Origin of the sequence: Methanosarcina sp. MTP4 (assembly GCF_000970045.1) — an archaeon.
In the GTDB taxonomy this organism is placed as follows: domain Archaea; phylum Halobacteriota; class Methanosarcinia; order Methanosarcinales; family Methanosarcinaceae; genus MTP4.
In genome coordinates this window covers 3568320-3592560 of the sequence record NZ_CP009505.1, presented here as the reverse complement: position 1 = coordinate 3592560, position 24241 = coordinate 3568320, and the positions used below count along the sequence as shown (strand labels likewise).

Sequence of the window (24241 nt, the reverse complement as noted above, 5' to 3'; positions counted from 1 at the left end):
CTTTTCGAAATCTTGATATTACATTATCCGAATCTAAACAAACATGCTTTTACAGGAACTCCTTGACATCGGTGAAGAAATTTATTTTGTTGAAGAAAGCTATACCTCCCAGCGGAATATCGGGTCCACTCTCCATTACCTGGAAGGGGTCCAGGCTTTCCTGGAAAACCAGAAGGTCCGGCTTCTCAGGGTTCGGAACGGGGAGCAGACGCTGGGGCTCTTACTCTTCAACCCCGGGGAAGAGGATGTTCCTGTGGATTTCTGGTCGGTATTTACGGGAGCCCTTGCGGGAGCATCCCAAAAAGTGAAGTTTGAAGCCTTTGCCAGTTCCATTCTTTCTCTCAATCCTCCGGAAAGGGAAGTTGAAGTTTCTTCCGAACTCTGGAGGGATGCAGTAAATGAATATTACTCCCTTATGCTTGTGAACCGAAACCTCTGCTCGGAATGCAGCACAAGGCCCGAGTCTTACGGAAGCATTTTTTCCGAACAGCGGGTCAACAGGGTCTCGGAGATTTTTCATGACCTGGGGAATAAAGGTTTCTCACTTGAAGGCAGAGTGCTCGAGGTCTGCTGCGGGAACGGTATGTCTACACTTGCCCTCTACAGGCTAGGCCTGGACCCCATTGCAATGGAGCTTAACAAGTGTACGGTCTGCCAGGGGCTTGAGCATGGGGTCCTTAACCCTAAAAAAGCCCTTGTAATGGACGCAATGCAGCTTTCCAGGTACTTCGAACCCGGGAGTTTCGATGTCGTTGTGGGTTTCATGCTGGGCTTGGTCTATGAATTTAACAAGGATCTCTGGATAGGTATTGTCAATGAAGCTGCAAAAGTCGTAACAGAAGGTGGTCTTTTGCTTTTCACCGTAAAAAGCAGGCCTGAAATAGAGATCCTGGCAGAAGCCCTTCGCAGGGCGGGAGTCGAAGGGGAAATAGTGGACAACACGGACGCAGATGGCGTGTTTGATCAGTGGTATTTTGTGGGTAAGAAAGTCCTATGTAAGTGAACTAATTTCCCGGCCCGGTGCTATGGGTCATTAAGCTCCGGATCATGTTAACCATTAAGTTCCGGAAAATGTAAATCATCAAACAGGGCGGGGTGTACCCCCTTATAAATCCCCTTTATTTTTTGTAACTCTTCCTTATTTCTCTTCAAATCTTCCGGGCTTTCAGGCTGTTGCGTTAACAGGCTTATTTGTTAACAAATCAGCAGGTTTTTTTCATAATCGGCAGCAACCTCCTGATACTTTCGTTTATTTTTTAATGTCAACGCCAGCGAAAGGTATATTACTTGTTAACAATACTAATATACATTATTTCTGAACAACGCAAATATTTATCGAGTTTTGTGGGTGATGCCCATAAATGCCGATTTTCTTAATTACCCTTACAAATGAGCGATTATGCCGCAATTATTCCTGAATCGGCCTTAAGAACTGCGATTAATTTAAACTAGTTGCAATTGAACTCAATTATAACATTGTTAATCTGGAATCCACTGCAACAGGGACCCACTACAACAAGGGTCCGTTTGACTCACTATCAAATTAAACATAATCGAATTACTAAATAATCGAATTACTAAATAATCGAATTACTAAATAATCGAATTACTAAATAATCGAATTACGACATTAAAATTATGATAATATTGCAATTAAAACTTTAACTTCAAATAAAGGTGAATAAATTGCAAATTACTATCAATTCCGGAGATTCCTGTTTGCTCCGGAAAACCCCCACTGAAATGACATATGGTGTTGTTTCGGTTCAATCTTAAAGAGGTTCATCCATGAGTGTAAAAATTACTGAAACCGTCCTCCGGGATGCACACCAGTCCCTCCTGGCCACCAGGATGCGGACACGGGACATGCTCGAAGTGGTCGAACATCTGGACCAGGTAGGATATTTCTCCCTTGAGATGTGGGGAGGTGCCACCTTTGACAGCTGTATCCGATACTTGAATGAAGATCCATGGCACCGCCTTCGGGATATCAAGAAGAAAATGGACAATACCTATGGCCAGATGCTTCTTAGGGGGCAGAACCTTGTCGGGTACCGGCACTACTCGGATGACGTCGTTGAAAAATTCGTTACAAAAGCTTATGAAAACGGCATTGACATTTTCCGGGTCTTCGACGCGGTCAATGACATCCGGAATATGGAACTCTCGATCAAGGTCGCAAAGGGTCTTGGAGCCCACGTTCAGGGTACGGTTTGCTACACCATAAGTCCGGTGCATACTGTGGAGAAATATGTTGAACTCGCAAAACAGCTCGAAGAACTCGAGTGCGATTCTCTCTGCATCAAGGACATGGCCGGGCTGCTTGCCCCCAGTGAAGCTGCAAGTATTATCGGTGCCATGAAAAAGGAGGTCTCCATCCCCATATCCCTGCACTGTCACTGTACCTCGGGAATGGCTCCAATGAGCTATATGGCAGCCTGTGAGGCAGGAGTGGACATCCTTGACACCGCAATTTCTCCCCTTGCCTGGGGTACTTCCCAGCCCCCTACGGAAACTGTCGTGGCAGCCCTCAAGAACACTCCCTACGACACGGGGCTTGACCTGGGGGCTTTTGAGGAAGTTGTCCGGTATTTCAAGGAACTCAAGGAAAAGTACAGAGGGATTCTGGACCCGATTTCCGAGCAGGTCGACACCAATGTCCTTATCTACCAGATCCCGGGCGGGATGCTCTCGAACCTGGTCTCCCAGCTAAAGGAGCAAAATGCCCTTGACAAGTACGATGCGGTGCTTGATGAAATGCCCCGGGTCAGGGCAGAGCTTGGCTATCCGCCCCTGGTGACTCCTACCAGCCAGATCGTGGGCACCCAGGCCGTACTGAACGTGCTCATGGGCGAGCGTTATAAGGTCATCCCAAAAGAGGTCAAGGACTACGTGCGCGGACTTTACGGGCGTTCTCCTGCCCCCATCAGCCCGGAAATGGTCGGGAAGATTATCGGGGACGAAGAGCCCATCCACTGCCGTCCTGCTGACCTCCTGAAGCCCGAGTATGAGAAGCGGAAGAAGGAAGCCGAGGAATTGGGCATTGCCAGGTCCGAGGAGGACATCCTGACCTACATCCTCTATCCGGCTATTGCTCCTAAGTTCCTGCAGGGGGAGATGGAAGAAGAAGCCCTTGCGGTTGTGGCCCCGAAACCCGCTTCCCCGCAGGAATACACGATCCCCACCGAATTCAAAGTCACGGTGGACGACGAGGTCTTCGATGTCAAAGTTGAGCCCACTGGTGGGATTTCCGTATCCGAATCCGCACCCTCGAAGCCGACTTCCGAGTCCGTCAAAGGCGCTGTTACCAGTTCCATGCAGGGAATGGTGCTCTCCCTTAAGGTCAAGGTCGAGGACACGGTTGAGGAAGGAGACACCGTCGCGGTCATTGAAGCCATGAAGATGGAAAATGCGGTCCATGCCCCGCATTCGGGTACCGTGAAGGAAATTTTCGTTGCCGAAGGTGACACCCTGGCTCCAGGGGACCTGATTCTGGCAATCGAGTGAAATGAGTGAGCGGAGGGTATCATGTTTAAAAAAGTATTGGTTGCAAACCGCGGAGAAATCGCAATCAGGGTTATGCGGGCTTGCCGGGAAATGGGCATCTCCACGGTTGCAGTATGTTCGGAGGCGGATAAAAACGCCCTCTTTGCTAAGTATGCCGACGAGGCCTACCTGATAGGCCCGGCACCCACCAGCCAGAGTTACCTGAACATGGACGCCATCATAGAGGTCGCAAAAAAGACCGGGACCGATGCCATCCATCCCGGCTACGGTTTCCTCTCTGAAAACCCTGCTTTTGCAAAGCGCTGTGAGGACGAAGGGATCATCTTCATAGGGCCTCCGAGCCATGTAATTGCCGAAATGGGTAGCAAGATCCGGGCCAGGAACCTGATGATAAAAGCCGGGGTCCCCGTGGTTCCCGGCACGAAGGATGCCGTCGAAGACGTTGACGAAGCCCTGAAAGTGGCGGAAGATATCGGGTATCCGGTCCTGTTGAAGGCTTCTGCCGGAGGCGGCGGGATTGGGATGAAGGTCGTGCACTCCAGAAGCGAGTTTGCCGTCGCCCTCAACTCTACCCGTCAGATGGCGGGTTCGGCTTTTGGAGACTCTTCCGTGTTTATTGAAAAGTATGTGGAAGAGCCGCGGCACATTGAGATCCAGATCCTGGCTGATTCTTACGGAAACACTGTCTACCTCTCGGATAGGGAATGTTCCATCCAGAGAAGGCACCAGAAGCTCATCGAAGAAGCGCCTTCCCCGATCATGACTCCCGAACTCCGGAAAGAGATGGGAGACTCGGCAGTAAAGGTCGCAAAGGCGATAGGGTATGTAAACGCAGGGACTGTGGAGTTCCTCTATTCGAAGGGCAGCTACTATTTCCTTGAAGTCAACACCCGCCTGCAGGTCGAGCACGGGATCACGGAGATGGTAACAGGGATAGATATCGTGAAGGAACAGCTCAGGGTAGCCTGCGGAGAAAAACTCGAACTTGAGCAGGAAGATATCACCATTGACGGGCATGCGATCGAATGCAGGATCAACGCTGAAGACCCCCTCAACGACTTTGCCCCCTCTCCGGGGAAGATCCGGAGATACCGTTCGGCAGGCGGGCCCGGCGTCAGGGTTGACAGTGGGGTGCATATGGGTTACACAATCTCCCCGTTTTACGATTCAATGATCTCAAAGCTCTGCGTATGGGGCAGGACCCGGGATGAAGCGATTGCCAGGATGCAAAGAGCCCTCTACGAATACGTGGTCGTAGGGGTAACTACCAACATTCCTTTCCATAAAGCGGTCATGCGAAACCCGGCGTTCAGGAAAGGTGACCTTACAACCGGTTTTATCGAGGAGCAGAATATCCTGGAAGCCGTGGAAGAGGTTGTCATGTCCGAGTCCGAAAAAGGGATTACTCTGGCTTCTGCTCTGGAGGCAAAGGACAAGAAGGTTGCAGCGATTGCAGCTGCCGTAGAGAGCTATGTCAGCATGGCCAAGAAGACTCAGCGATAATCTGGCCTTTCTCCCTAAAAAACGTGGAAATTAATGTGAAAATGCCAGAAACTCTGGTCTGTTTGGTATGAAGTACATGTTTGAACTAAAGTATTATACTGTGGAAATCATACATTTGTATGGGGTGTACGGATGGGAGATAAACGCTCTAGGATAATTAAGGCGCTTAAGGACGCACAGAAAACCCCCGTCTCAGGGGAAGAACTGGGACTTGAACTTGGAATTTCCAGGACGATGGTCTGGAAGTACATTAAGTCCCTCCAGGCTGACGGCTATGAAATAGAATCGTCTCCCAAGAGGGGATACGTCCTGAAATCCGTGCCCCAGCTCCTCTACCCTGAGGAAATCAAGATGGGGCTTACAACAACCCTTCTGGGGAAAAAGATCCATTATTTCGATGAAGTAAGCTCCACAAACAGCCTCGCAAAAGAGATTGGAGCGTCCGAGGAAGAGGGGACGCTTGTGATTGCCGAGGTGCAGAAGGGCGGAAGAGGTCGTATGGGGAGGGAATGGATCTCCCCGCACGGCGGGATCTGGATGTCCGTGCTCCTCAAACCCGGGATCCCTCTCAGGCATGCCTCGCGGCTGACCCTTGTTGCGGGGCTTGCGGTTGCCAATGTGATGCGGGACCTTGGGCTCGATGCCCGTATTAAGTGGCCAAACGATGTACGCATCAACGGGAAGAAAGTTTGCGGAATCCTGACCGAGGCAAAAGCTGAAGTGGATCGCGTGGACTACGTGGTGCTGGGGATCGGCATCAATGCCAACATGGACTTAAAAGACATCCCCGAGCCCTTACGTGCCGGTTCCACGACCTTGAAGGCGGAACTGGGCAGGCATATCAGGAGGGTACAGTTCCTTCAGGACCTGCTTTTTGAACTGGAACAGCAGTACATCCTTTTCAAGACCCAGCCATTTTCCCAGATCCTCAACGACTGGCTTGCGCTTTCCGATACAATCGGAAGGGATGTCAAAGTCACGACTCCTTCGCGGATTATCGAAGGCAAAGCAGTAGGTGTCACCTCTGACGGAGCTCTTGTGATAAGGAAAGCCGACAATACGAAAGAAGAGGTCATTGCAGGCAGATGTATCTATGCACGGCCTAAGTAAGTCTCCATGGAGGTCTTCGGGAAGCGAAAAAAGGGGAATGCAGTTTTTCCCCATCTTCCTTTTTTTCCTTCTGGTCCTCCTCTTTTTCCTTATTTATGTCTGTTCTGGAGTCTCTTCGGCATCCGCTGCCGTGAATGAAGAGGATCGGCTTTCCATTATCCTGATTGATGGGGAGGACCTCTATGTAAGGTCCGGAGACTCCCACACCTTTTATCAGGGTTATGAGCTTTACGTGAAAGGTGCGGACCCCGATGCAAGCCGTGTCTGGCTTGAACTCAGTAGGGAAGGGATTTCCCTGGAAGATGCCATCGCCACCGAAGGCACCAGTCTTGTTTATTCCCGAAACTCTACGGTATTCCTGAATATAACTGTGGATACCATCTATGCAGGGACGGACGGAGCACTGGTCAGGTTTTTCCCCGTTTACCAGTACCTTGACCCTAAATATCCCAAGCCCCAAACCCCCACGTCCCCTCTCCCCGAAAGCTCCGAAAACAACTCTTCTTTGCCCGGTGGCCCTGAATATCAAGCAAAAGGTTTCAATGCATCCATTTTCTTCCTGAGTTTGGGAAGCTTGCTCTTCTTTATTGGCATTTTTGCAGGGCGAACTAAAGAACAAAAGTAGGAACTGTAATAATCGAATAAATCAATCGAATGAATCAATCGAATGAATCAATCGAATAAATCAATCGAATGAATCAATCGAATAAATCAATCGAATAAATTAATCGAATAAATTAATCGAATAAATTAATCGAATAAATTAATCGAATAAATTAATCGAATAAATCAATAAAAGAAAAATGACGAAACCCGCCTTAAGGACGGGCTCTTCCCCGGGTGGTTCCGGCTACCTCGCTTTTTTCACTCTTTTGAGTTGAACTTGACATCTCCTTTTTCAATCAGGAGTTTTAGGTCTTCAAGACTCATGCGGGCATTTTTCTGAAGTTTTTCCCGGGCTGTACTGTGTTTCTGGCTAACCTTGTTCTCGTCTTTTGCCAGCTGGACATCCTTCAACCTATCGAGATATAAGGAAAGTTCTTTTCTGGCGCTGGCAATGCCTGTCTTCAGGGGATCGATTTTTTCTTTGATTGCGTTTATGCTTGAGAACTTGTCCGTGAGCTGGGCATGGTACATGTTTGCTTCTTTCCGGATTTCGTCGGCTGCCTTGAAGTTTTCCAGCATTTCAAGGTGGCAAGCCTGGGATTCATCGGAAAGAGCCTGGATCTTTTCGTGAAGTTCATCGCCTTCCTGGTGGATTTCCTTGGATTCCGTGTAGCTTTCCTGAATCTGGGCGTGAAGCTCGTTTGCTTTCCTGGCAGACTCCAGGCGTTTTCCCAGGTCATTTAGTTTCTGGTAGATCTTTATCTCAACGGCAAGGGGGAGTTCTTTATCAAAAAATGTTTCCATTTCGGCCAGGTAGGCTTTGGAAAGGGATTCTACGCTTCCATGGGAAAGCCTGTTGTACTCGTCCCTTTTCTCCTTAAGTTCCGCAATTCCGGTAAAAAGACCCTGAGTTTTGGAGTTTACGCTGCTTCTTTTTTCCTTGTACTCGGATATCAGGTCGTTAATTCCATCCCGCTTTTTCCTGAGTTCCTGCGCTTTCCTGACCCGTTCCCTGACCTGCTGGTTCAAAGAGTCCCGTTTTTCTTTCAGTTCGTCGATATCGGTCCTGTGATTTTTCAGTTCCTTGAAAACCGAACTTAACTGCCTCTCACTCTTCTCTATCCTGTTCCTGAGCTCGTTTACCTTATTCTTCAGCTCCCGTTCGTTGAGGTCTGAAAGGTCGGCCGTTGCAATTTCTTCTGTTGAAACGTCGTTGTCCATGTACTACCACCCGCATGTTTCCGGAAGTTCTTAAACTGCCAGTGTTTCCCAGTATTTGAGCGCCTCTTCATGGCTTTTTATTTTGCTTTTGAGCAACTTGTGCTGGGGCTTGCCTTTTGACAATTCCTCGCTCTTGCTGCCGTGGGATTCTTCCAGCTGTTTTTCTGATTCCTCAATCTTTTTAAGTTCCTGGTTAGAGTTTTTTGCTTCTTCGATTTTAGCCCCAACCTGCTGAACAATGCTTTCTTCAAGGTCCGCTTTCCTGGATGCCTCCCGGAAGCTTCCTGTAAACGCTCCAGCAAACTCCTGTTCTTCTCCCGGCTCTATCTGGGCCTTAAGTTTCTTTATTTCTTCTAGGAGTTTATCGGTAGATATCTGGTCGATTTTCGGAAAAAGCTCCTTTTCAAGCAGTCCTTCTACCTGATGGTAGAACTGCTGCCTTTTTTCCTTAAGAACCTCCTTTCTCTCGAGCATCTGGCTCCTGAAGTTCTTCGAGTTCTTGACTTCGCCTTCGATCTCGTTCAGCCGGCTTTCCAGCTCTTCGAATTCCTTTCTGTATTCTTCCAGGAATCGCCTGTGTTTACCCACAACCCCGGCAACCAGTTCCCCTGATGGCAATGTCCTGATTCCGGTGTTTTCGCTGCTTTCGTTCACTGTATCACTATTTGCAGTTTAATTTTATAAATATATTCTAGGATAATCTTCTCTTCCTTTGAGATATGTGTATCAGGTAGCAAGATCGCATTTTTGCTGTCCTTGCCCTTTTCCTTAAGCATCATATACTCTCAGGCTTCATACCCTGAAAATCTGGGCATGGGGTACTCCATCGATCATGATCACGGATCCCTGATCGACAAGTTCGCACTTTATGGCACACTGGACCGTTTTTTCTCCAAAGAGGTTGGCAGTTGTTGCTCTCCATAGGGCTTCCTGGAGTTCGGGTTCTGAAACCTTTTTACCTTCGTAAAAATTCCGGTCTATTTCCACATTGGCCATGCCGTGTTTCAGTGTTTTTCCAAGCACTTCGCTGTCGCAAGCCGCTACCAAAAAGTTTTTTCCGTTTTCATAGATCTTTAAGTACATATTTTACCCTTTTAGTATTTACAGCTTAACCATTTTCACTTTATTTATAGGTAAATTTACATTCAGGATGCATAGCTCCCTCAAAATATTCCTTACAAATTCTAATTATTAATAAGTTTATTTAATAATTATCGGGAATTTCCAAAGATGCGCGGGATTTGCTAATTGGTGCCCGCTCATTTGTTGACTATTTTTATGTGGTCTTTATCCGGGGCAAAAAGGTCTCCTCTCTGCCTCATTTTACCTATGTGTTCTTCGGCATGGGGCCTGTCGATACCGCACTCTTTTTGCGCTTCGGCATAGACCTCTTCCAGGGGAGCTTTCCCATGCGTGTGTCTCTCACTTACTTTTTTGATAATGTCTTTCAGGAGCTTTATCTTGTCCCTCTGGTTCTTGCTTGTGCCTGTCGCAATGATATCCGCGTCAAGAGCTCCTGTTTCCGGGTCCACGCCTACGTTCTTCAGGCAGTTCATTACGATTCTGATAGTCCTTCTTGCATCTTCCAGGGTGACCCTATTGCTAAGTCTGACTCTTGCGCTGGCTTCCGAGAGGCGGACCAGGGCTTCGAGCTGCCTGGCGGTAACAGGTACGGGGGTATTCTTTCCCTCTCCGGTTTTCCTGAGATCCGTATAAAAGTTGATCAGGTACTGCCGGGTGTCGTCTTCCATTGCGGGATATACGTTTTTCCGGGCGTATGCAACGTATTTTCGCATGATTTCAGCATCAATGTCAGGTTCGATAACTTCCAGTTCGGCGTTTACTAATTCTTCGCTTATCTCACAGCCGGGAAGTTTTTGCCTTTGTTCGAAGAGTTCCCCTGCGTAATGGGACTGGAGGATGTGGGTAGCAATTTTGCTGTCCATGGCGTGGTTCGGAGTATCGAGCAGGACAAATATAAGGTCAAACCGGGAGAGTAGGGCCGGTGGCATGTTTATCTGCTCTGCCAGGCCTTCATATCGATCAAAACGTCCGTACTTAGGGTTTGCCGCTCCAAGGAGGGCGCAGCGGGACTTCAGAGTTGCGATGATCCCTGCCTTGGCTATGCTGATGGTTTGCTGTTCCATTGCCTCGTGCAGGGCACTTTTATCCTCTGTCCGCATCTTGTCCATCTCGTCAACGGCGGCAATTCCCATATCTGCCATTACGAGAGCCCCTCCTTCGATGGTCCATCTGCCATCGTTCAGGTCGTCTTTCACGGCAGCAGCTGTCAATCCGCTTGCAGAAGCACTTCTCCCTGATGCGAACACACCTCTGGGGGAAAGCTTGACAACATAACGGAGGAGCTGGCTTTTAGCGATACCCGGGTCTCCCACGAGCATCATGTGGATATCTCCCCTGGTCCTGGAACCGTCGGGCAGGTTTTTCACGACTCCTGAAAAGAGCTGGAGGGCCAGGGCTTCCTTTATGTCCTCATACCCGTAAATTGAAGGGGCAATCGAGCCTATGATCTTTCCGTATATCTCCGGGTCCCTGGAAAGTTCCAGGATTTGTTCTTCGTCTTCCTGGGTGATTTCCAGTTCATCATAGTCCTTGTCCAGCTTTTCGATAGAGTTTGCCTCAAGGACAAGGTCATAGAAGGTGGACTTCCCGTCCCTGAGGGTACGCTGCCTGGATATCAGGACTCCATTTATAAGGACCCGGTCTCCGGGGGTGACATCTCCCGTAAGGTCGTCTTCCGCGTCCACTTCAAGGCTCTGGGGCTGAGAGCCTCCTTTCAGGTTTTCGGGGGACTCCTGGACCTGGAGTTTCTGGGCATCAACAAAAGTGGATTCTTCAATCAAGACCTTGAAGGGGCCTTTCTTCCCGCAGGTCTCTTCTTCACAGCCCCCGTAAGGCTCTTCGAATTTGAAGCTGTTTTGCTCCACAAGGGTTATATGTCCACAGCGGAGACACTGGAATGCGGCTTTTGTGATTCTGGGCCTTACTTCCGTGGCTTTCCGTATCATCCCCTCGATTGCAACGAACCTGGCCAGGTGCTTGCTGCGCAGTTCCCGGATTGGGACTCTGTTAGGGACTTTTATAATCCTGACATGAGCCTGCTCGAAGTCTTTTTCGACGGGGAGGTCAATTTCTTTCAGTGCGGCTTCGGCTGCTTCTACAAGTTCTCCCGGGTGGTCAAGAAACTCCTTTGAGAGTTCCCTGTCGAACTTCTCTATGTCGGTGAAGTCCACGGTGAGGCTTCTTAAGTCCGGGTACTCGTTTGCAAGCTGGAGGATTTCGTTCCAGTAATAATCTTTAAAAAATTTCTTTAGCTTTTCGTTCCACTTGCTTTCTGTCTCTGTCATAATCTTCCCGGATCTGTTGACATCTTAAATATTATCTAGGATTTTTGAAAAAATCTTCATTTCCTTAACCAGGCCTCTCCGTTCAAAACAGTTTGCTCAAAAAGCGTTAAAAAAAATGTACATTGAAGCTCCAAATGTAAGAGAGGCTTATTCTGATATGAACTTTTCTATGTCTTCCTCTCCTTCGTTTTCCTGCAGAGAGTCCTGAACTTTTCCGGAGGGGTCGTCGATCTTCCTTTCGATTTTCCTTATCACTCCCCGCAGGGTCTGGACTTCCCTCGGGGTCAGCCCGGCTCTTCCGAAGATCCTCCTCAGCATAAGGAAAGTCTTGTCCTTTTTGTGGGGGGGATATCCTATTTCTTCTAAAAGTTCTCCTAAGTGCCCGTACAATAACCGCAGGTCAAACCCTTCCGCAAGGGGGTTTTCCCCGCTTTCAATTCCGGAAAGTTCGTAAAGCAGCACTGCCACGGCATGGGAGATATTCATTACGGGATATTCTTCCGATGTAGGGACCGTAACAAGCATGTCAAAGCTTTTGATTTCCTCGTTCCGGAAACCGTTATCTTCACGCCCGAAGAGGACTGCAACTGTCCCACTGTATCCTTTGAGCCTTTCCTTGATTTGGGGGGGTGTATAAAGAGGGAGCCGGATATGTTCTCCTGCCTTAAGGCTCGGGATTCCCGTGGTCCCTATGACAAGGTTTGCACCTTTTACGGCTTCTTCGACCGTCGAGGTAATCCTGGCTCCTTCCAGTACTTCCCTGGCATGAGAGGCCATGGCTCTTGCCTGTCCTTCCAGTTTACAGGGGTTTACAAGGGCAAGGTCCGAATATCCAAAGTTTTTCATGGCTCTTGCTACCGAGCCAACGTTTCCCTGGTACATGGGCTCCACAAGCACTACGCGTATCTCAAGTGACAAGGTTTCTCAAATCCTGACTGCGCTTTTTTTGTTTTAAAAATCAGTTCACGAGGGTGATTGCGTCTTCCATGCAGACCGTTGTGCACATCCTGCAGCCCAGGCAGTATGATGCATCCTTTACGACGCAGACCTTTTTCCCGTTCTTTTCTTCGATGGAATAAACCCTCGGGCCTTTCGGGCAGGCGGCTTTGCATGCCCCGCAGCCTGTACATTTCTCTTCATCAATATAAATCTTCATATGGCTATTTCTCTTCGGGAGATTTGTTCTTCCTGATAAATGGATAGATTTCTTTACCTGCTGTTTTTATTATATTCTCCTGGGGATATTTATTTATTCTTCATTATTATATTAATTTTGAGTTCTTAATCAGGTCTCAGCCTTAAATATGACCCGATGTAAGAACTGATAGAGTTTTATATTGTTACGTCTGGACATAGATTTACATATATGTCAGTAAATTGAATATTGTCTTAACTAATCAGGAAGTGGTATTTAATGAGTCTTGAAAAGATTTTACAGGACACCTTCAAAGGGGAGACTACCGAAGTCGGATGGTATCTTGCGATGTCTAAAGTTGCGGAACAGGAAGGGTTTGCGGATGTTGCGGTCTATCTCCGCCAGATCGCAATGGACGAAGCCTGGCACGCAACCGAGGTCGCCGAAATCCTGGGCCTGGTCAAAGGGTCTACCGTAGAAAACCTCGAAATGATGCTCGAGGGTGAAAGCAAAGCTGAGATAGAAAAGGCTGAAGCCGCGGAAATTGCCCGGAAGGAAGGCAACACAAGGGCTGCTCTCTTCTTTGAACGTGCCTCCCTGGACGAAGCCCGTCACAAGGCAGGCCTTAAGGGTTTCCTGAAGCGGTTGAAAGAGCAGCAGTGAACGAAAGAAGATGGATCTTTCGATCCATTTCTTTTCTTCCTTTTCTTTCTTTTTTTGTTTCCTTTTGAACTTCTATGCACTCATTTGTAAGGGCCGTGCCCGGGATACATACAATTAATTTATATCATCCGGATTATATCTGATTATACTGGGTTATCCGGTAAATTGGCCGGATATGCGTCGGTACATCGGGGGTACGTTGCCGGATAGTTAGAGGTTGCTTCTGGATTCTGGAATCTTTTTTCCGGGAAATGAAAGTCTCATACCTGGCTTTTGATTTACGGTATCGGATTGCTGATTTATCAATTAACTTTTTGACTGGTTCTAGATCGGTCAAGCTAAATTTTAACAGAAACGGATTTTGGGAGACGTGTAAAGCATGAAAGGGGATATTCCTGAGAAAGGCGCCATTGTGCAAAGAGACGGGGAAACTTATGCAATTGCTCCTCATATTCCGGGGGGAATCGTGTACCCGGAGACTCTTCGAAAGATTGCGGACATTGCAGAGAAATACGGGGCTGCAGCCCTGAAACTTACTTCTGCCCAGCGGGTTGCCATCGTCGGCTTAAAAGAGGAAGATCTGGATGCTGCCTGGGGAGAACTGGACATGAAGCCCGGGGCTGCCATAGGGCTCTGTGTGCGGAGCATCAAGATCTGTCCCGGAACAACATTCTGCAAGCGCGGGAAACAGGATGCTGTGGGGCTTGGCCTGAAACTCGATGAGATGTACCATGGCATGGAGCTGCCTTCAAAGTTCAAGATGGCAGTTGCCGGTTGTCCTAACTCCTGTTCCGAACCTGCCATCAAGGATGTTGGAATCATGGGCACGGCAAAAGGTTACACTCTTATGGTGGGGGGCAGTGCAGGCCCAAGCCCGCGAATAGGCGATGTAGTAGCAAAGGAGCTTTCTGAGGAAGAGGTTCTGGACTTTGTGGAAAAAATCATTAACTTCTACAAAGGTTATGGAAAGGCCAAAAGGCTTGGAAAGGTCATAGACGAACTGGGGCTTGATAAATTTAAGGAAGAGATAGGGCTTTAATCCAGGAAGAGTTTTAAATATATTCTCCCTTCTATATTATACTCTGTCTGGCAATTTACTTCTTTTTTTATTTTTCCAGCTCTTTGTGTTCTTCTTAATTTTCTCTATTAACATTAAATTCTCAATTTTTTCCATTCAATTCTCTATTCTCTATGTCCGCTCAGAAGATTTTCATCATTTCTAATATATTATATTTAAGCAAATTTCATTACTTCCCATTTATATTTATCATACCTTTATATACGGTGTATTATATTTATCTGGCTTTATTTTTGCTTTTTTCCTTCCACTTTTCTTCCTTTTTGTTAACTGGGACCTTACTTTTTAGGCTCCCGAATGCTTTTCGATCTATGAAAAGTTAAAGATAACGTTTAAATATAATAGATACAAAGACTAAACGAACCTTATGCAGACAGTCGCTACGGCAGTCTCTCGATCTTTAATGTTATTTATTTCCTGTAACAGCGATTATAATTCTAAAAACCAGTATCAGTTTTCAGTTTTTGACCCATACATAGGAGGAATAAATTATTAGTGAGATGGCATATTTTTCTGGACTTTCGGATGCTCTCAGGATCACGTTTGTCCAGATGATGATAGTCAGTTTTATCGCCATGGTGATTTTCGTATACGGCATGATCATTAACTTACAGAAATGGGGTGCCGGCGTCACAGGCTATGCTCTTGAACCCGAAGCCGGGAGCAAGGGAAGCGCAATCCGGTTCTTAAAGACCTGGTGGAAACAGGTAACGGAAGTATCTCCTCACGGGCATGGAAAGCCCATCCTTGAGATCCTTGTCCTTGATATCCTCTTTCAGAGACGAATTCTCAAAAGGAGCCCTGTCCGCTGGTTTATGCACTTTACGATTTTCGTTGGTTGGATGACCCTTTTCGCCCTGTCGGGCATGATGTTTGCAGTGGAAATGACAGAAAGGTTCATTGAGCTTCCTTTCACCGCCGAAATGTTCAGGGAATTCCTGCAGCTTCCGAACGACATTTTCGGGTACATCCTGCTCGTTGGTGTGCTCATCGCCATTGCCAGGAGACTCTTTATCAAGGAAGTCAGAGAAGCTTCCATCATGTATGACTGGGTCCTTATAGGAGTTGTCTTCATTGTCACCGTTTCCGGTTTCGTCGCTGACGGGATCAGGACTGGAGACATCGTCTGGAATATTGGCATGTCCGGGGAGACCGCAATGGCCTATGCACCCCCTGCAGCACTCTTCCACTCCGTGATTTCCCTGCTTTTCTGTATCGCTTTTATCCCCTATTCAAAATACATCCATATAATAGCCACTCCACTTGCGATTCTAGCAAACAAGGGAGGAGAATAAAATGGCAAAAAAACAACCCTCAATAGACACTAAAAACCTTACCGCAGTTCAGCTTATGGAGCTTGACTCCTGCACACGCTGCGGAGAATGTGTCAAATGGTGTCCCACTTACGCCGCTTCCGGCCAGAAACCGGGACTTGCCCCCAGAGACAAGATCCTGCGCTGGAGGGAGTTTATGAACAAGTCCTACGGGGTCAAGGCAAAGCTCTTTGGCCCGACGGAGATCCCCGACGCTGAACTCGAAGAGTTCAAAGATGACGTCCACGGTTGTACCACCTGTGGTATCTGTGGGACTGTCTGTGAGTCCGGAATCGCTACCGTAGAGCTCTGGGAAGCCATGCGGGCAAACCTTGTGAAGAAGGGAATCGGTCCTTACGGGAAACAGAGTATGTTCCCAAAACTGGTCAACCAGTACAACAACCCCTACCTGGCAGCTCCCGAAGACCGCCTCAAATGGATTCCTGACGATGTCAAGATCGCAGAGAAAGCTAACATTCTCTATTTCGGTGGCTGTACCGCCGAACTCAGGCAGACCAAACTGGCTGTTGCGACCGCCAGGGTGCTTAACAAGCTGGGCATTGAATTCACCATGCTCGGGGAAGAAGAATGGTGCTGCGGCTCAGCCATGATAAGGACTGGGCAGCCTCATATTGAAGACATTGCACGCAGGGTTGCCGAGCACAACGTGGAGGCCATCAAAGCTACGGGTGCAACAAAGGTCCTTTATGCCTGTGCAGGTTGTTTCCGTTCTTCCAAGATTGACTGGCCGAGGCAGCTCGGAGAAGAACTGCCCTTCGAAGTTATCCACATCACCGAGTTCCTCATGGACCTCATTAAGAAAGGCGAGATCAAATGGGAAAAATCCCTTGATAAGTCCATCACCTATCACGACCCCTGTCACCTGGGCCGCCACGTAGGCGTATACGACGCCCCAAGGTTTGTGCTTGAACACATTCCCGGTGTCAAGTTCGTTGAAATGGACAGGGTTAAGGAATTCCAGCGTTGCTGTGGAGCTGGCGGTGGTGTGAAAGCAGGTATCCCTGACCTGGCTCTGGGAGTTGCTGAAACTCGTGTCGAAGATGCACTTGCAACTCACGCAGATATCCTCTCAAGCGCCTGCCCGTTCTGTAAGAGAAACCTTCAGGACGGAACGAATTCCCTCAATGAAAAGAACACACCGGGCGCAGACAAGCTGGAAGTCGAGGACATTATTGTCCTTGTCGCAGAAGCTCTCGGGCTCGAAGTTATAGGGGATTAAACCTTTAATGGTTTAATTTCCTTTTTTCTTTCCTTATTTTCATGTTTGATTTCCCTGCCTGTCTTTGATTTTATGGGTAGGTATAAATACTGTAAAAATCTCATGATCAATATATGCAAATCCCTTACGAATTCCTGGGTAAAGTGTTCATATTCCTGACACTCCTGGCTTTATGCGGGACACTGTTTGCGCTTCTTATAGGGGCTTACTCTTTTAATAAACGCAGGATACTTTTTCCGAGTTTTACACTCTTCACGCTCTATCTTTTCTATTCTCCCTCCAGGTGGATATGCAGGGTCTTTCGAATCCGGGAAACCCTTGTTGATGATATCCTTATCGATGTCCGGAATGCGATGATGCTGGATGATTTCGTACATACGAAGGAGGGGAGGGTTGTCCTGCTGCCGCAGTGTATGCGCCACCCGAATTGTAAGGCAAGGTGTGACCCCGTTCACGGGTATGAATGCAAGCGCTGCGGGCTTTGCGATATTGCAAAGATTTACGAAGCCGGCGACAGGTATAATTTTAAGGTATTCGTAATCCCAGGGGGCAGTTTTGTCAAAAAGATCTTCAAGGAATACAGGCCTAAGGCCTGCATGGGCGTTGCATGCTACAATGAGCTTGCAGAAGATATGCAGGAAGTTTCTTTTGTTCCTGTGCAGGGGGTTCTTCTCCTTCGGGACGGTTGCTTCAACACCGAAGCTGACGTTGAAGAAATTATCAGAAAAATGGAGATGTGCGATGTATAATCTTATAGGAAAAGTCCTGTTCTTTACCATCATTTTTTCGGTTTTTATTTCGTCGACCGCTCTTATGGTAAGCCGGGTCAGCCTAAACAGGCATGTATGGCTGGCAGGCTTTTTTGCGAATGTGCTTGACTTTTTCTATCTTCCACTCAGGCATCTTTTTGTTAAGTTTTCGGATTCCAGGATACTGGACAAATGGATGGCTTCTCTGAAAAACATGGCTCATAAATCAGCTTTTGCAAAAACCAGTAAACGGATTATTCTTGCTCCCCACTGCATGCGGGCTCTTGACTGCCCCGCCCATTCCACGAGGGAAGGTATCCAGTGCAAGTCCTGTGGAAAATGCGTGTTTACCCGGCTGAAAAAAGATTCGGAAACAAACGGATACAAGCTTTTTATCCTGACCGGGTCTTCTTTTGTCAAACGTATCCTGCAAATGGAAAAAGCTGACGGAGTGCTCCTTATAGCCTGTGATTACGAGCTCAATAAGGTTATGCGCGCTCTCAAGGGTAAAAAAGTCGTGACCTATGGGGTCCCGATGGAAAATGATGGCTGCTACGGAACAGAAGTGGATTATCAAAAGGTCCTGGATGCTTTTGAAACTTTCAAATACTGATCCCTATTTTCTTCTTCCGGGTAAAAAGCAACTTTTTTCCCGTCTGCAAATCGACACTTTAAATACGTTCCTCTCCAAATTAATAGGTGACTTTGAATTCATTTAAGGATATTTTTTGAAGGTGTTTCTTTATGTATGATGTTATTATTGTAGGTGGCGGCCCATCCGGTGCCTCGGCCGGAAGACGTGCAGGAATACTCGGGCTTAATACATTGCTGCTTGAAAAAGAAGACTTTCCGAGGTACAAGCCCTGCGGAGGAGGGCTTTCGGACCATGCGATTTCTTTTCTTGATTTCGAGTTTCCGGAAGAGGTCATTGAATGGGAAATCACGGGTGCAAGGGTTATTTTCAAAGAGCAGATGATTGAAGCCCACAAGGACCATAGGCTTTCCATTCTTGTTTCCAGGGACGTTTTTGACAATCTCCTGCTCGAAAAAGCAAAAGAAACCGGTATAAAAGTCCATACCCGGGAAAAGGTCCTCAGCTGCAGGGAGACTCCTGAATTTGTGGAGGTAGAAACAAAGGAAAATACCTACCGGGCAAAATTCGTGATTATTTCCGAGGGCTCGCACGGCCTCCTAAAGACCTGTTTACGGCCTGCGGACACGAAAGAAGAGTACGGGGTCTGTGTGGTCGCCGAAGTCCCGGCAGAGGAAAAGGAAATCGAAGAGAGGTTGGGGAAGGCTATTGAACTGCATTTTGGAGTGGCCGGAGGTGGGTACGGCTGGGTCTTTCCACACAAAACTTATTATTCTGTAGGAATTGGCGGAGTCGTTAAAAACCTTCCTCACCCAAAAGAAACCATGCTAGAATTCCTGAAGGAAAATGGTTTTGAGGGTGAATACAAACTTCATGGACACAAGATTCCCTGGGGTGGGATTAAAAGGAAAATAGTCGGTTCGAGAATTCTCCTTTGCGGGGATGCTGCCGGGTTCGTGGATGCTTTTTCCGGGGAGGGGCTCGCTTATGCCATCCGCTCCGGACAACTTGCAGCAGAAGTAATTTCCGGGATCTGCCTGGAATGTGGAAAGGCAAAGGATCTCAAAAAATACGAGTCCCTATGCCAGGCTGAGTTCGGGACACACCTGAAATATTCCCTGATGTTCTCAAAAGTTATGCACCGTTTCCCTGAAAGGACGTTCAGAATTTTCGCCTCCAGCGAGAAAATGGTCGATAAGTACCTTGAGGTTGTGGGTCTAAGTATGGATTATAAGGATTTCCTTCGATGGTCACTCCTGAATTTCAAGTTTAAGTAATGCCCACTCATTAAACTAAATCTAAAACTAAATCTAAAACTAAATCTAAAACTAAATCTAAAACTAAAACTAAATCTAAAACTAAAGCCAAAAATAAAACTAAAAAAGCAGTTTATTAATTTTAGTGCGAGTGAGGTCCGTAAGCTCCCTTCTGTTCCTGCAATGATTCCCGACACCAGGCAGTGAGGGGAACGGTCCTTTAGGACTCTTGCAGTGACGGCATTCGGCTAAGCGTTTCAAAACAAATCGGGTGATTCCGGACTGCTCATATAATCCCGATTTCCAACTTGCACCCACGAGGATTCACCGTTTCATCCGCAGCCCCTGCGACCTCAGCTTTTCGCATCATTGCATTAACAGGGGACGGTTCCGTTTCTGTGCCAGCGCCCGGGCTCTCGCCCGACACCCTTTACAGGTGTTCGTGTGTCCGGAGCGGAGGGGAGACTTTCCTCAGACCCTGGGGTCCGGCAGCCGTCCGACCTCTCTCGCACTTTATTTAATATGGAACTTCTATATACTTTTTGTTAGTATATCTATTTTTTGGCTGTCGGTTGAGTGCCTGTGATCTTTTTTAATGTATTCGGTCTGATCCGCGATATGCTTCCGTGTCCTTCTTATAATATTTGCGTGTTTGACATCTGCCCAAATATTAATATATATGCATTGTAATCGATAATTTGGTTTATTGCTTTAAACCCCTATCCATATTATCAGAAAAAAACGTTATCGTTACTTTAATATGAGACTATAGTTATCATTTTTGTACTTAAGTTCCAGGCTTATTTTTGAAGAGGTAAAATATGAGTGATGATCTGTTCAATCTGCATGTTGGGTATGTCCGTTTTAAAAATCCTATCGCACTGGCTCCGATGGCAGGGATTGCCGACAGTGCGTTTGCCAACAAACATGCAGATGATGCCGGGCTTGTTATACTGGGGGCTTTTAACCTTGACGAAGGTTCCATGAAAGTTGCGTCAGAGCTTGCAGCCCGGGGTAGAAAAGAATTCATTTCCGATGAACCAATGGAGTTTATAAAACAGGAAATTCGGGCGGTTACGTCCGGAAGTGCTGTTGCGGTTAACGTGCGGAGCACTACGCTTGGCCCCCTGATCGAAGCTGCAAAGCTTGTCAAAGAAGAGGGTGCAATCCTCGAGTTAAACGCCCATTGCAGGCAGCCCGAGATGCTTGATGCGGGCCTGGGAGAAGCTCTTCTCCAGGACCTCCCCAGGCTTTCCGAATGGATACGTGCCATCAAGGAAACCGGGGTCGTGCTTTCCGTAAAGGTCCGGGCCAATATCGTGGACGATGTCCAGCTTGCCCGGATTATCGATAAGGCAGGTGCCGATATCATTCACGTTGACGCCATGCTGGAAGGCTTTGGCACTGACCTTGATGCAATCATGACGTACAGGGATTCAACAAGAAAGTTTCTCATAGGCAACAACTCGGTAACGGATTTCGCTGATGCTAAGGATATGTTTTCCTGGGGTGCGGATATGGTTTCGGCTGCCAGGGGAGTTCTGGAAGATCCCGAACTTATCCGGAAACTGGTTGAAAGTGTCACCTCCTACCAGCAGGTCATAGGCTGGTACAACGCCCCGAAGCATGTTTGCAGCAGTGGGGACTTCAGAGGTCTTGCTTTTTGCTGCATGCCCGTGAAACCCTGCCCGGTACATGAAAAATTCCGGAAACTGGGGTACACCGCCGAGGAGTTCGCCAGGACAAAGTTTGAATTTGCGAAAGGTACAATGCTTGAATTCGGGCAGGATACATGTTTCGGAAGCCTTGTGTGGTGCTGCAAGGTTACGAAACCCTGCTGGATCCGGGACGGCGCATTAAATACCCTGGACCTCTCCGATGCCGAGTATATGAAACTCAAGGCACAACTGGCAAAATATATATTGGATCATGCCAAAATCCCGGTAAATGAATCCTGAATACGCTGATCTGCCCGGCTATCCGGCCGGTAGGGGATCTTCTCCCCATGTTTCCGGTCACATTGCCCGCTGTGCCCAGCTTGCTATGCTGCTGGAGGTTTCGGCTTCCCCCAAACCCGGGAACGTGGACAGGGAGCATGATTATTCTGATACTTGTTTTGAACATTTCGTGGCTTCCTCCGTGGGCGTGTACCCTGCCCTCGAACAGGCTGCAAGGAGCAGGGACGGGATCGGTTCTCTCATAAAAGCGGCAGTCTACGAGAGTGCCGCCTGGCAGAATGGAGGCAACACTCATTTCGGGGCTTTTCTTTTACTCATTCCCCTTGCCATGGCTGCAGGGGTTATTCTTGCAGGAAAAAAGCCTGAAAACGGCCTCAAAAAGCTTGAACCAGGGGATTTGGAAAACCTGGTCGATAGGGCTCTTGTTTTTGTCCGGGAGACGGGCTGCGAGGACGCGGTAGAGTTCTACAGGGCTTTCGGGGCTGCAGGTGTCCGGGTAAACAGTGTGGAGGAATTTGACCTTAAAGACACGGAATCCCCCGGGGCTCTTTGTGAAAAGGCCGTAACCCTTTACGACCTCATGGTGATTTCGGAGGGGTACGACATGATCGCAAATGAGTGGACAACAGGTTTCAGGCGCTGTCTTGAGGGAGCAAGAACTATCCTGGGGTTCATGCATGCCCGGAATGGGGATTGCGGAAATCCTTCCCCCGACTGTTCCGGAACCGGGATCAATGAAGCCGTGGTATACTCATTCCTTAAACTGCTTTCCAGGCACAGGGACACCTTTATCCAGACAAAGTTCGATGCCGACACTGCAGACCATGTTTCTTCCAGGGCTCGAGAGATCCTTTCGGAATGGGAGGAAAAAGGATCGGTTTTAGATTCGGTTTCGGATTCAGGATCCGGAAAAAGGGATTTCCTGGCTCTGCTCCCTTCCATAAGGGAATTTGATTCAGAACTGCTTGAAAAAAGGATCAATCCGGGTTCCACCGCAGATATAATTATTGCAGGCCTGTTTATCGCTTTACTCGGAGGACTACGTTTTTGAAGGAATTTAAAAAATCAGGAGATCGCTGTAAACCAGCTATCGACCTCTCTGAATACGGTATTCCGGCAGGTATCTCTGAGACAATCGTAAGTACGGGGCTTGATACCCCCAATGCGGCCCCTATCGGTATTATCAGGAAAAACAAGAAGACCTTTGTCCGGATTTTCAAAGGCAGCCATACCGGGGAAAACCTGGTCCGGGAAAGGGTTCTTGTAGCAAACGTGGTATACGACCCTCTGCTTCTCGTACGCTCCACCTTCTACGACCTCGAATCTTCCGAATTCGATTTTGTGGATATTGGTGGGAAAAAGTTCCCTGTCCTGAAATCGGCGATTTCCTGGGTGGCTTTCAGGTGCACCAACCTCAAGGATACGGAACAGGCCGTGGTATCCGACCTCATCCCGCTCGGGGCGGGCTTTTGTGAGGTTAACAGGAGGGCGATTCCGGCCCCTAACCGCGGCTTTAATGCCGTGCTGGAAGCTACGGTACACGCAACCCGTTACCAGCTTTCAGGGGATGAAAAATACCTGGAATGGATCCGGCACTATGAATCCCTGGCTTCCAAATGCGGAGGCGAAAAAGAGAAGCAGGCTATGGAACTGATTTACGAGGTGCTTGGAATCTGAGGCTCTTGTTTTAGTTCCCGGATTCTCCTCTCTCCTTCTTTGCTCTCTCTAATCTTTTTTTGATTTTTGATTTTCGATTTTTTGATTTTCGATTTTTTGATTTTCGATTTTTTGATTTTCGATTTTTTGATTTTTTTCGCTTTCTGTTTAGAAAATTATATTATCCCCTTTTGGCATGAGTTCTTTACATGAGTTTTCAGAGAATCGCATGGGGCATTACCGGTGCGGGACATTTCTTGGACCGGAGCTACCAGGTCTTCAAGGAGCTCAAGCTCAAAGACAGGGATATTTCCGTGAATACCTATGTCTCAAGGGCTGCCGAGGAAGTCCTGCGGATGTACGGGCTTGAGCAGAAACTAGTTAAGATCTCGGGCGGGGACTACCTGGAAGAGATTTTCCGGGAAAGTGAACAGGGGTCGAGTTCCCCCAAGGTGGGGCGTTTCCTCCTTGAAAGGTACGATGCCCTCTTTATTACGCCTGCGACCTCAAACACGGTTTCGAAGATCGCCTACGGGATTGCAGACTCCCTGGTTACGAACGCCGTTGCCCAGGCTGTGAAAGGCAGGGTCCCGGTCTACGTTGTGCCCGTAGATATCGAGGGTTCTATCGTCTCTGAGATGCCTTACAATATAGACCGGAAGCAGTGCCAGCAATGTGAGGACTGTCCCCCGCGGGATAACTGTCCCCACGGCGCCATCACCGAAAGGAACGGGGCGACGGACCAGATCGATCTCCTGAAGTGCAAGGGCTGCGGGATCTGCAAAGAACTCTGTCCCTATTCCGCGATCAAAGGAGGGCCGGTCGATGTCCTGGTCCGGGACGTGGACATGAAGAACGTCGAAACCGTAAAAAACCTTCAGGGAATCACTGTTCTCGAAAGTCCGGAAGCTATCCTGGAGCTATTTTGAATCAGAAGAATTTTAGCACAGAATGATTTTGGATCAGAAGAATCAAGACCCTCAAAAAAGAAAATAAACGATAAAAATACCAAAATATTTATATATAAATATATTATACTACCCCTCAGTAAAACAAATTAAGTTGATTTTGATTTGTTTGCCAGAGTAAATCTCCACCACCATAATAAAAAACGGATTTCTGCACCACATATTTTATTTTTATTTTTTTCATAGATCTGATGATGAAATCAACTTTTGTTTATTTGAGGGTGGTTTTTAATCAGAAGAAGCTTGAAGGTCCGGGGTTTTCAGTCCTGATGTTTTTACTTTTCGTTGTTGAAAAAAAGGAATAAAGGCTCAGGTGAA

At 47.7% G+C, this 24241-nt stretch carries 22 protein-coding genes and 1 other RNA gene; 16 read left to right on the top strand and 7 right to left on the bottom strand.

What is annotated here, in order from left to right; translation table 11 throughout:
• The first annotated feature begins 43 nt into the window (after nt 1-43).
• The 5 genes from MSMTP_RS15065 to MSMTP_RS15045 all read left to right on the top strand — a co-directional run bounded on the left by MSMTP_RS15065 (nt 44) and on the right by MSMTP_RS15045 (nt 6745).
• Nucleotides 44-1003 carry a class I SAM-dependent methyltransferase gene (locus MSMTP_RS15065; RefSeq protein ID WP_048181094.1) on the top strand — a complete coding sequence of 320 codons (960 nt, stop codon included), beginning with the start codon at nt 44-46 and terminating at the stop codon, nt 1001-1003.
• Between the two features lie 785 nt (nt 1004-1788).
• On the top strand, nt 1789-3507 hold the full coding sequence (gene oadA, locus MSMTP_RS15060) for a sodium-extruding oxaloacetate decarboxylase subunit alpha (protein ID WP_048181091.1): 1719 nt from the start codon (nt 1789-1791) through the stop codon (nt 3505-3507).
• Nucleotides 3508-3528: 21 nt separating this feature from the next.
• Nucleotides 3529-5010, top strand: coding sequence for an acetyl-CoA carboxylase biotin carboxylase subunit (locus tag MSMTP_RS15055; protein ID WP_048181088.1), 1482 nt, complete (start codon nt 3529-3531; stop codon nt 5008-5010).
• 132 nt (nt 5011-5142) lie between these two features.
• Entirely contained in the window at nt 5143-6120 is a 978-nt protein-coding gene (locus MSMTP_RS15050) for a biotin--[acetyl-CoA-carboxylase] ligase (RefSeq protein WP_048181085.1), read from the top strand.
• Entirely contained in the window at nt 6104-6745 is a 642-nt protein-coding gene (locus MSMTP_RS15045) for an S-layer protein domain-containing protein (RefSeq protein ID WP_231582814.1), read from the top strand. Before MSMTP_RS15050 ends, MSMTP_RS15045 begins: the two co-directional genes overlap by 17 nt.
• Before the next feature lie 239 nt (nt 6746-6984).
• On the opposite strand, the gene MSMTP_RS15040 is transcribed toward MSMTP_RS15045, so the two are convergent.
• The 6 genes from MSMTP_RS15040 to MSMTP_RS15015 all read right to left on the bottom strand — a co-directional run bounded on the left by MSMTP_RS15040 (nt 6985) and on the right by MSMTP_RS15015 (nt 12471).
• Nucleotides 6985-7947, bottom strand: a complete 963-nt coding sequence (locus MSMTP_RS15040; RefSeq protein WP_048181079.1) for a coiled-coil protein — start codon at nt 7945-7947, stop codon at nt 6985-6987.
• Nucleotides 7948-7977: 30 nt separating this feature from the next.
• Nucleotides 7978-8601, bottom strand: a complete 624-nt coding sequence (locus MSMTP_RS15035) for a hypothetical protein (protein WP_048181076.1) — start codon at nt 8599-8601, stop codon at nt 7978-7980.
• 138 nt (nt 8602-8739) lie between these two features.
• Nucleotides 8740-9030: a DUF424 domain-containing protein gene (locus tag MSMTP_RS15030; RefSeq protein ID WP_048181073.1), complete on the bottom strand. Its 291-nt coding sequence runs from the start codon at nt 9028-9030 to the stop codon at nt 8740-8742.
• A 176-nt stretch (nt 9031-9206) separates the two neighbouring features.
• Nucleotides 9207-11315, bottom strand: coding sequence for a minichromosome maintenance protein MCM (locus MSMTP_RS15025; RefSeq protein ID WP_048181070.1), 2109 nt, complete (start codon nt 11313-11315; stop codon nt 9207-9209).
• 147 nt (nt 11316-11462) lie between these two features.
• Complete coding sequence (locus tag MSMTP_RS15020) at nt 11463-12233, bottom strand: RNA methyltransferase (protein WP_048181067.1); 771 nt, start codon at nt 12231-12233, stop codon at nt 11463-11465.
• Between the two features lie 40 nt (nt 12234-12273).
• Entirely contained in the window at nt 12274-12471 is a 198-nt protein-coding gene (locus MSMTP_RS15015; protein ID WP_048181064.1) for a ferredoxin family protein, read from the bottom strand.
• Between the two features lie 258 nt (nt 12472-12729).
• Between MSMTP_RS15015 and MSMTP_RS15010 the strand changes: the two genes are divergently transcribed.
• The 7 genes from MSMTP_RS15010 to MSMTP_RS14980 all read left to right on the top strand — a co-directional run bounded on the left by MSMTP_RS15010 (nt 12730) and on the right by MSMTP_RS14980 (nt 19362).
• Nucleotides 12730-13113 carry a ferritin family protein gene (locus tag MSMTP_RS15010; protein ID WP_048181061.1) on the top strand — a complete coding sequence of 128 codons (384 nt, stop codon included), beginning with the start codon at nt 12730-12732 and terminating at the stop codon, nt 13111-13113.
• A 379-nt stretch (nt 13114-13492) separates the two neighbouring features.
• Nucleotides 13493-14152, top strand: a complete 660-nt coding sequence (locus tag MSMTP_RS15005) for an NAD(P)/FAD-dependent oxidoreductase (RefSeq protein ID WP_048181058.1) — start codon at nt 13493-13495, stop codon at nt 14150-14152.
• A 539-nt stretch (nt 14153-14691) separates the two neighbouring features.
• Entirely contained in the window at nt 14692-15486 is a 795-nt protein-coding gene (locus MSMTP_RS15000) for a respiratory nitrate reductase subunit gamma (protein WP_048181055.1), read from the top strand.
• A gap of 1 nt (nt 15487) precedes the next feature.
• Nucleotides 15488-16744 carry a (Fe-S)-binding protein gene (locus MSMTP_RS14995; protein ID WP_048181052.1) on the top strand — a complete coding sequence of 419 codons (1257 nt, stop codon included), beginning with the start codon at nt 15488-15490 and terminating at the stop codon, nt 16742-16744.
• Between the two features lie 113 nt (nt 16745-16857).
• Entirely contained in the window at nt 16858-17493 is a 636-nt protein-coding gene (locus MSMTP_RS14990) for a DUF116 domain-containing protein (RefSeq protein WP_048181048.1), read from the top strand.
• Nucleotides 17486-18106: a DUF116 domain-containing protein gene (locus tag MSMTP_RS14985; RefSeq protein ID WP_048181046.1), complete on the top strand. Its 621-nt coding sequence runs from the start codon at nt 17486-17488 to the stop codon at nt 18104-18106. The genes MSMTP_RS14990 and MSMTP_RS14985 overlap by 8 nt, the downstream gene beginning before the upstream one ends.
• Before the next feature lie 131 nt (nt 18107-18237).
• The gene (locus MSMTP_RS14980; protein ID WP_048181041.1) at nt 18238-19362 is read left to right on the top strand and encodes a geranylgeranyl reductase family protein; all 1125 of its coding nucleotides are present in this window, start codon (nt 18238-18240) and stop codon (nt 19360-19362) included.
• A gap of 128 nt (nt 19363-19490) precedes the next feature.
• Here the strand turns inward: MSMTP_RS14980 and rnpB are convergent.
• An RNA gene (rnpB, locus tag MSMTP_RS18210) (RNase P RNA component) lies at nt 19491-19849 on the bottom strand.
• A gap of 313 nt (nt 19850-20162) precedes the next feature.
• On the opposite strand from rnpB, the gene MSMTP_RS14975 reads away from it, so the two are divergent.
• The 4 genes from MSMTP_RS14975 (at nt 20163) to MSMTP_RS14960 (ending at nt 23884) form a co-directional block, all read left to right on the top strand.
• Nucleotides 20163-21299: a methanogenesis marker 9 domain-containing protein gene (locus MSMTP_RS14975; RefSeq protein ID WP_048181040.1), complete on the top strand. Its 1137-nt coding sequence runs from the start codon at nt 20163-20165 to the stop codon at nt 21297-21299.
• A complete protein-coding gene (locus MSMTP_RS14970; protein ID WP_048181036.1) occupies nt 21289-22350 on the top strand; it encodes a triphosphoribosyl-dephospho-CoA synthase in 1062 nt (353 codons plus the stop codon). The genes MSMTP_RS14975 and MSMTP_RS14970 overlap by 11 nt, the downstream gene beginning before the upstream one ends.
• A complete protein-coding gene (locus MSMTP_RS14965) occupies nt 22347-22976 on the top strand; it encodes a DUF447 domain-containing protein (RefSeq protein WP_048181034.1) in 630 nt (209 codons plus the stop codon). Before MSMTP_RS14970 ends, MSMTP_RS14965 begins: the two co-directional genes overlap by 4 nt.
• Nucleotides 22977-23212: 236 nt before the next feature.
• Entirely contained in the window at nt 23213-23884 is a 672-nt protein-coding gene (locus MSMTP_RS14960) for a dihydromethanopterin reductase (acceptor) (protein WP_369799648.1), read from the top strand.
• Nucleotides 23885-24241: the final 357 nt, after the last annotated feature.

Coding starts and splice junctions, on each gene's coding strand:
- MSMTP_RS15050 (WP_048181085.1), top strand. CDS start 5,143: ATGGGAGATAAACGCTCTAGGATAATTAAGGCGCTTAAGGACGCACAG.
- MSMTP_RS14980 (WP_048181041.1), top strand. CDS start 18,238: ATGTATGATGTTATTATTGTAGGTGGCGGCCCATCCGGTGCCTCGGCC.
- MSMTP_RS15015 (WP_048181064.1), bottom strand. CDS start 12,471: ATGAAGATTTATATTGATGAAGAGAAATGTACAGGCTGCGGGGCATGC.
- MSMTP_RS15055 (WP_048181088.1), top strand. CDS start 3,529: ATGTTTAAAAAAGTATTGGTTGCAAACCGCGGAGAAATCGCAATCAGG.
- MSMTP_RS15065 (WP_048181094.1), top strand. CDS start 44: ATGCTTTTACAGGAACTCCTTGACATCGGTGAAGAAATTTATTTTGTT.
- MSMTP_RS14985 (WP_048181046.1), top strand. CDS start 17,486: ATGTATAATCTTATAGGAAAAGTCCTGTTCTTTACCATCATTTTTTCG.
- oadA (WP_048181091.1), top strand. CDS start 1,789: ATGAGTGTAAAAATTACTGAAACCGTCCTCCGGGATGCACACCAGTCC.
- MSMTP_RS14975 (WP_048181040.1), top strand. CDS start 20,163: ATGAGTGATGATCTGTTCAATCTGCATGTTGGGTATGTCCGTTTTAAA.
- MSMTP_RS15045 (WP_231582814.1), top strand. CDS start 6,104: ATGCACGGCCTAAGTAAGTCTCCATGGAGGTCTTCGGGAAGCGAAAAA.
- MSMTP_RS15000 (WP_048181055.1), top strand. CDS start 14,692: ATGGCATATTTTTCTGGACTTTCGGATGCTCTCAGGATCACGTTTGTC.
- MSMTP_RS15025 (WP_048181070.1), bottom strand. CDS start 11,315: ATGACAGAGACAGAAAGCAAGTGGAACGAAAAGCTAAAGAAATTTTTT.
- MSMTP_RS15040 (WP_048181079.1), bottom strand. CDS start 7,947: ATGGACAACGACGTTTCAACAGAAGAAATTGCAACGGCCGACCTTTCA.
- MSMTP_RS14990 (WP_048181048.1), top strand. CDS start 16,858: ATGCAAATCCCTTACGAATTCCTGGGTAAAGTGTTCATATTCCTGACA.
- MSMTP_RS15005 (WP_048181058.1), top strand. CDS start 13,493: ATGAAAGGGGATATTCCTGAGAAAGGCGCCATTGTGCAAAGAGACGGG.
- MSMTP_RS15030 (WP_048181073.1), bottom strand. CDS start 9,030: ATGTACTTAAAGATCTATGAAAACGGAAAAAACTTTTTGGTAGCGGCT.
- MSMTP_RS15010 (WP_048181061.1), top strand. CDS start 12,730: ATGAGTCTTGAAAAGATTTTACAGGACACCTTCAAAGGGGAGACTACC.
- MSMTP_RS14995 (WP_048181052.1), top strand. CDS start 15,488: ATGGCAAAAAAACAACCCTCAATAGACACTAAAAACCTTACCGCAGTT.
- MSMTP_RS14970 (WP_048181036.1), top strand. CDS start 21,289: ATGAATCCTGAATACGCTGATCTGCCCGGCTATCCGGCCGGTAGGGGA.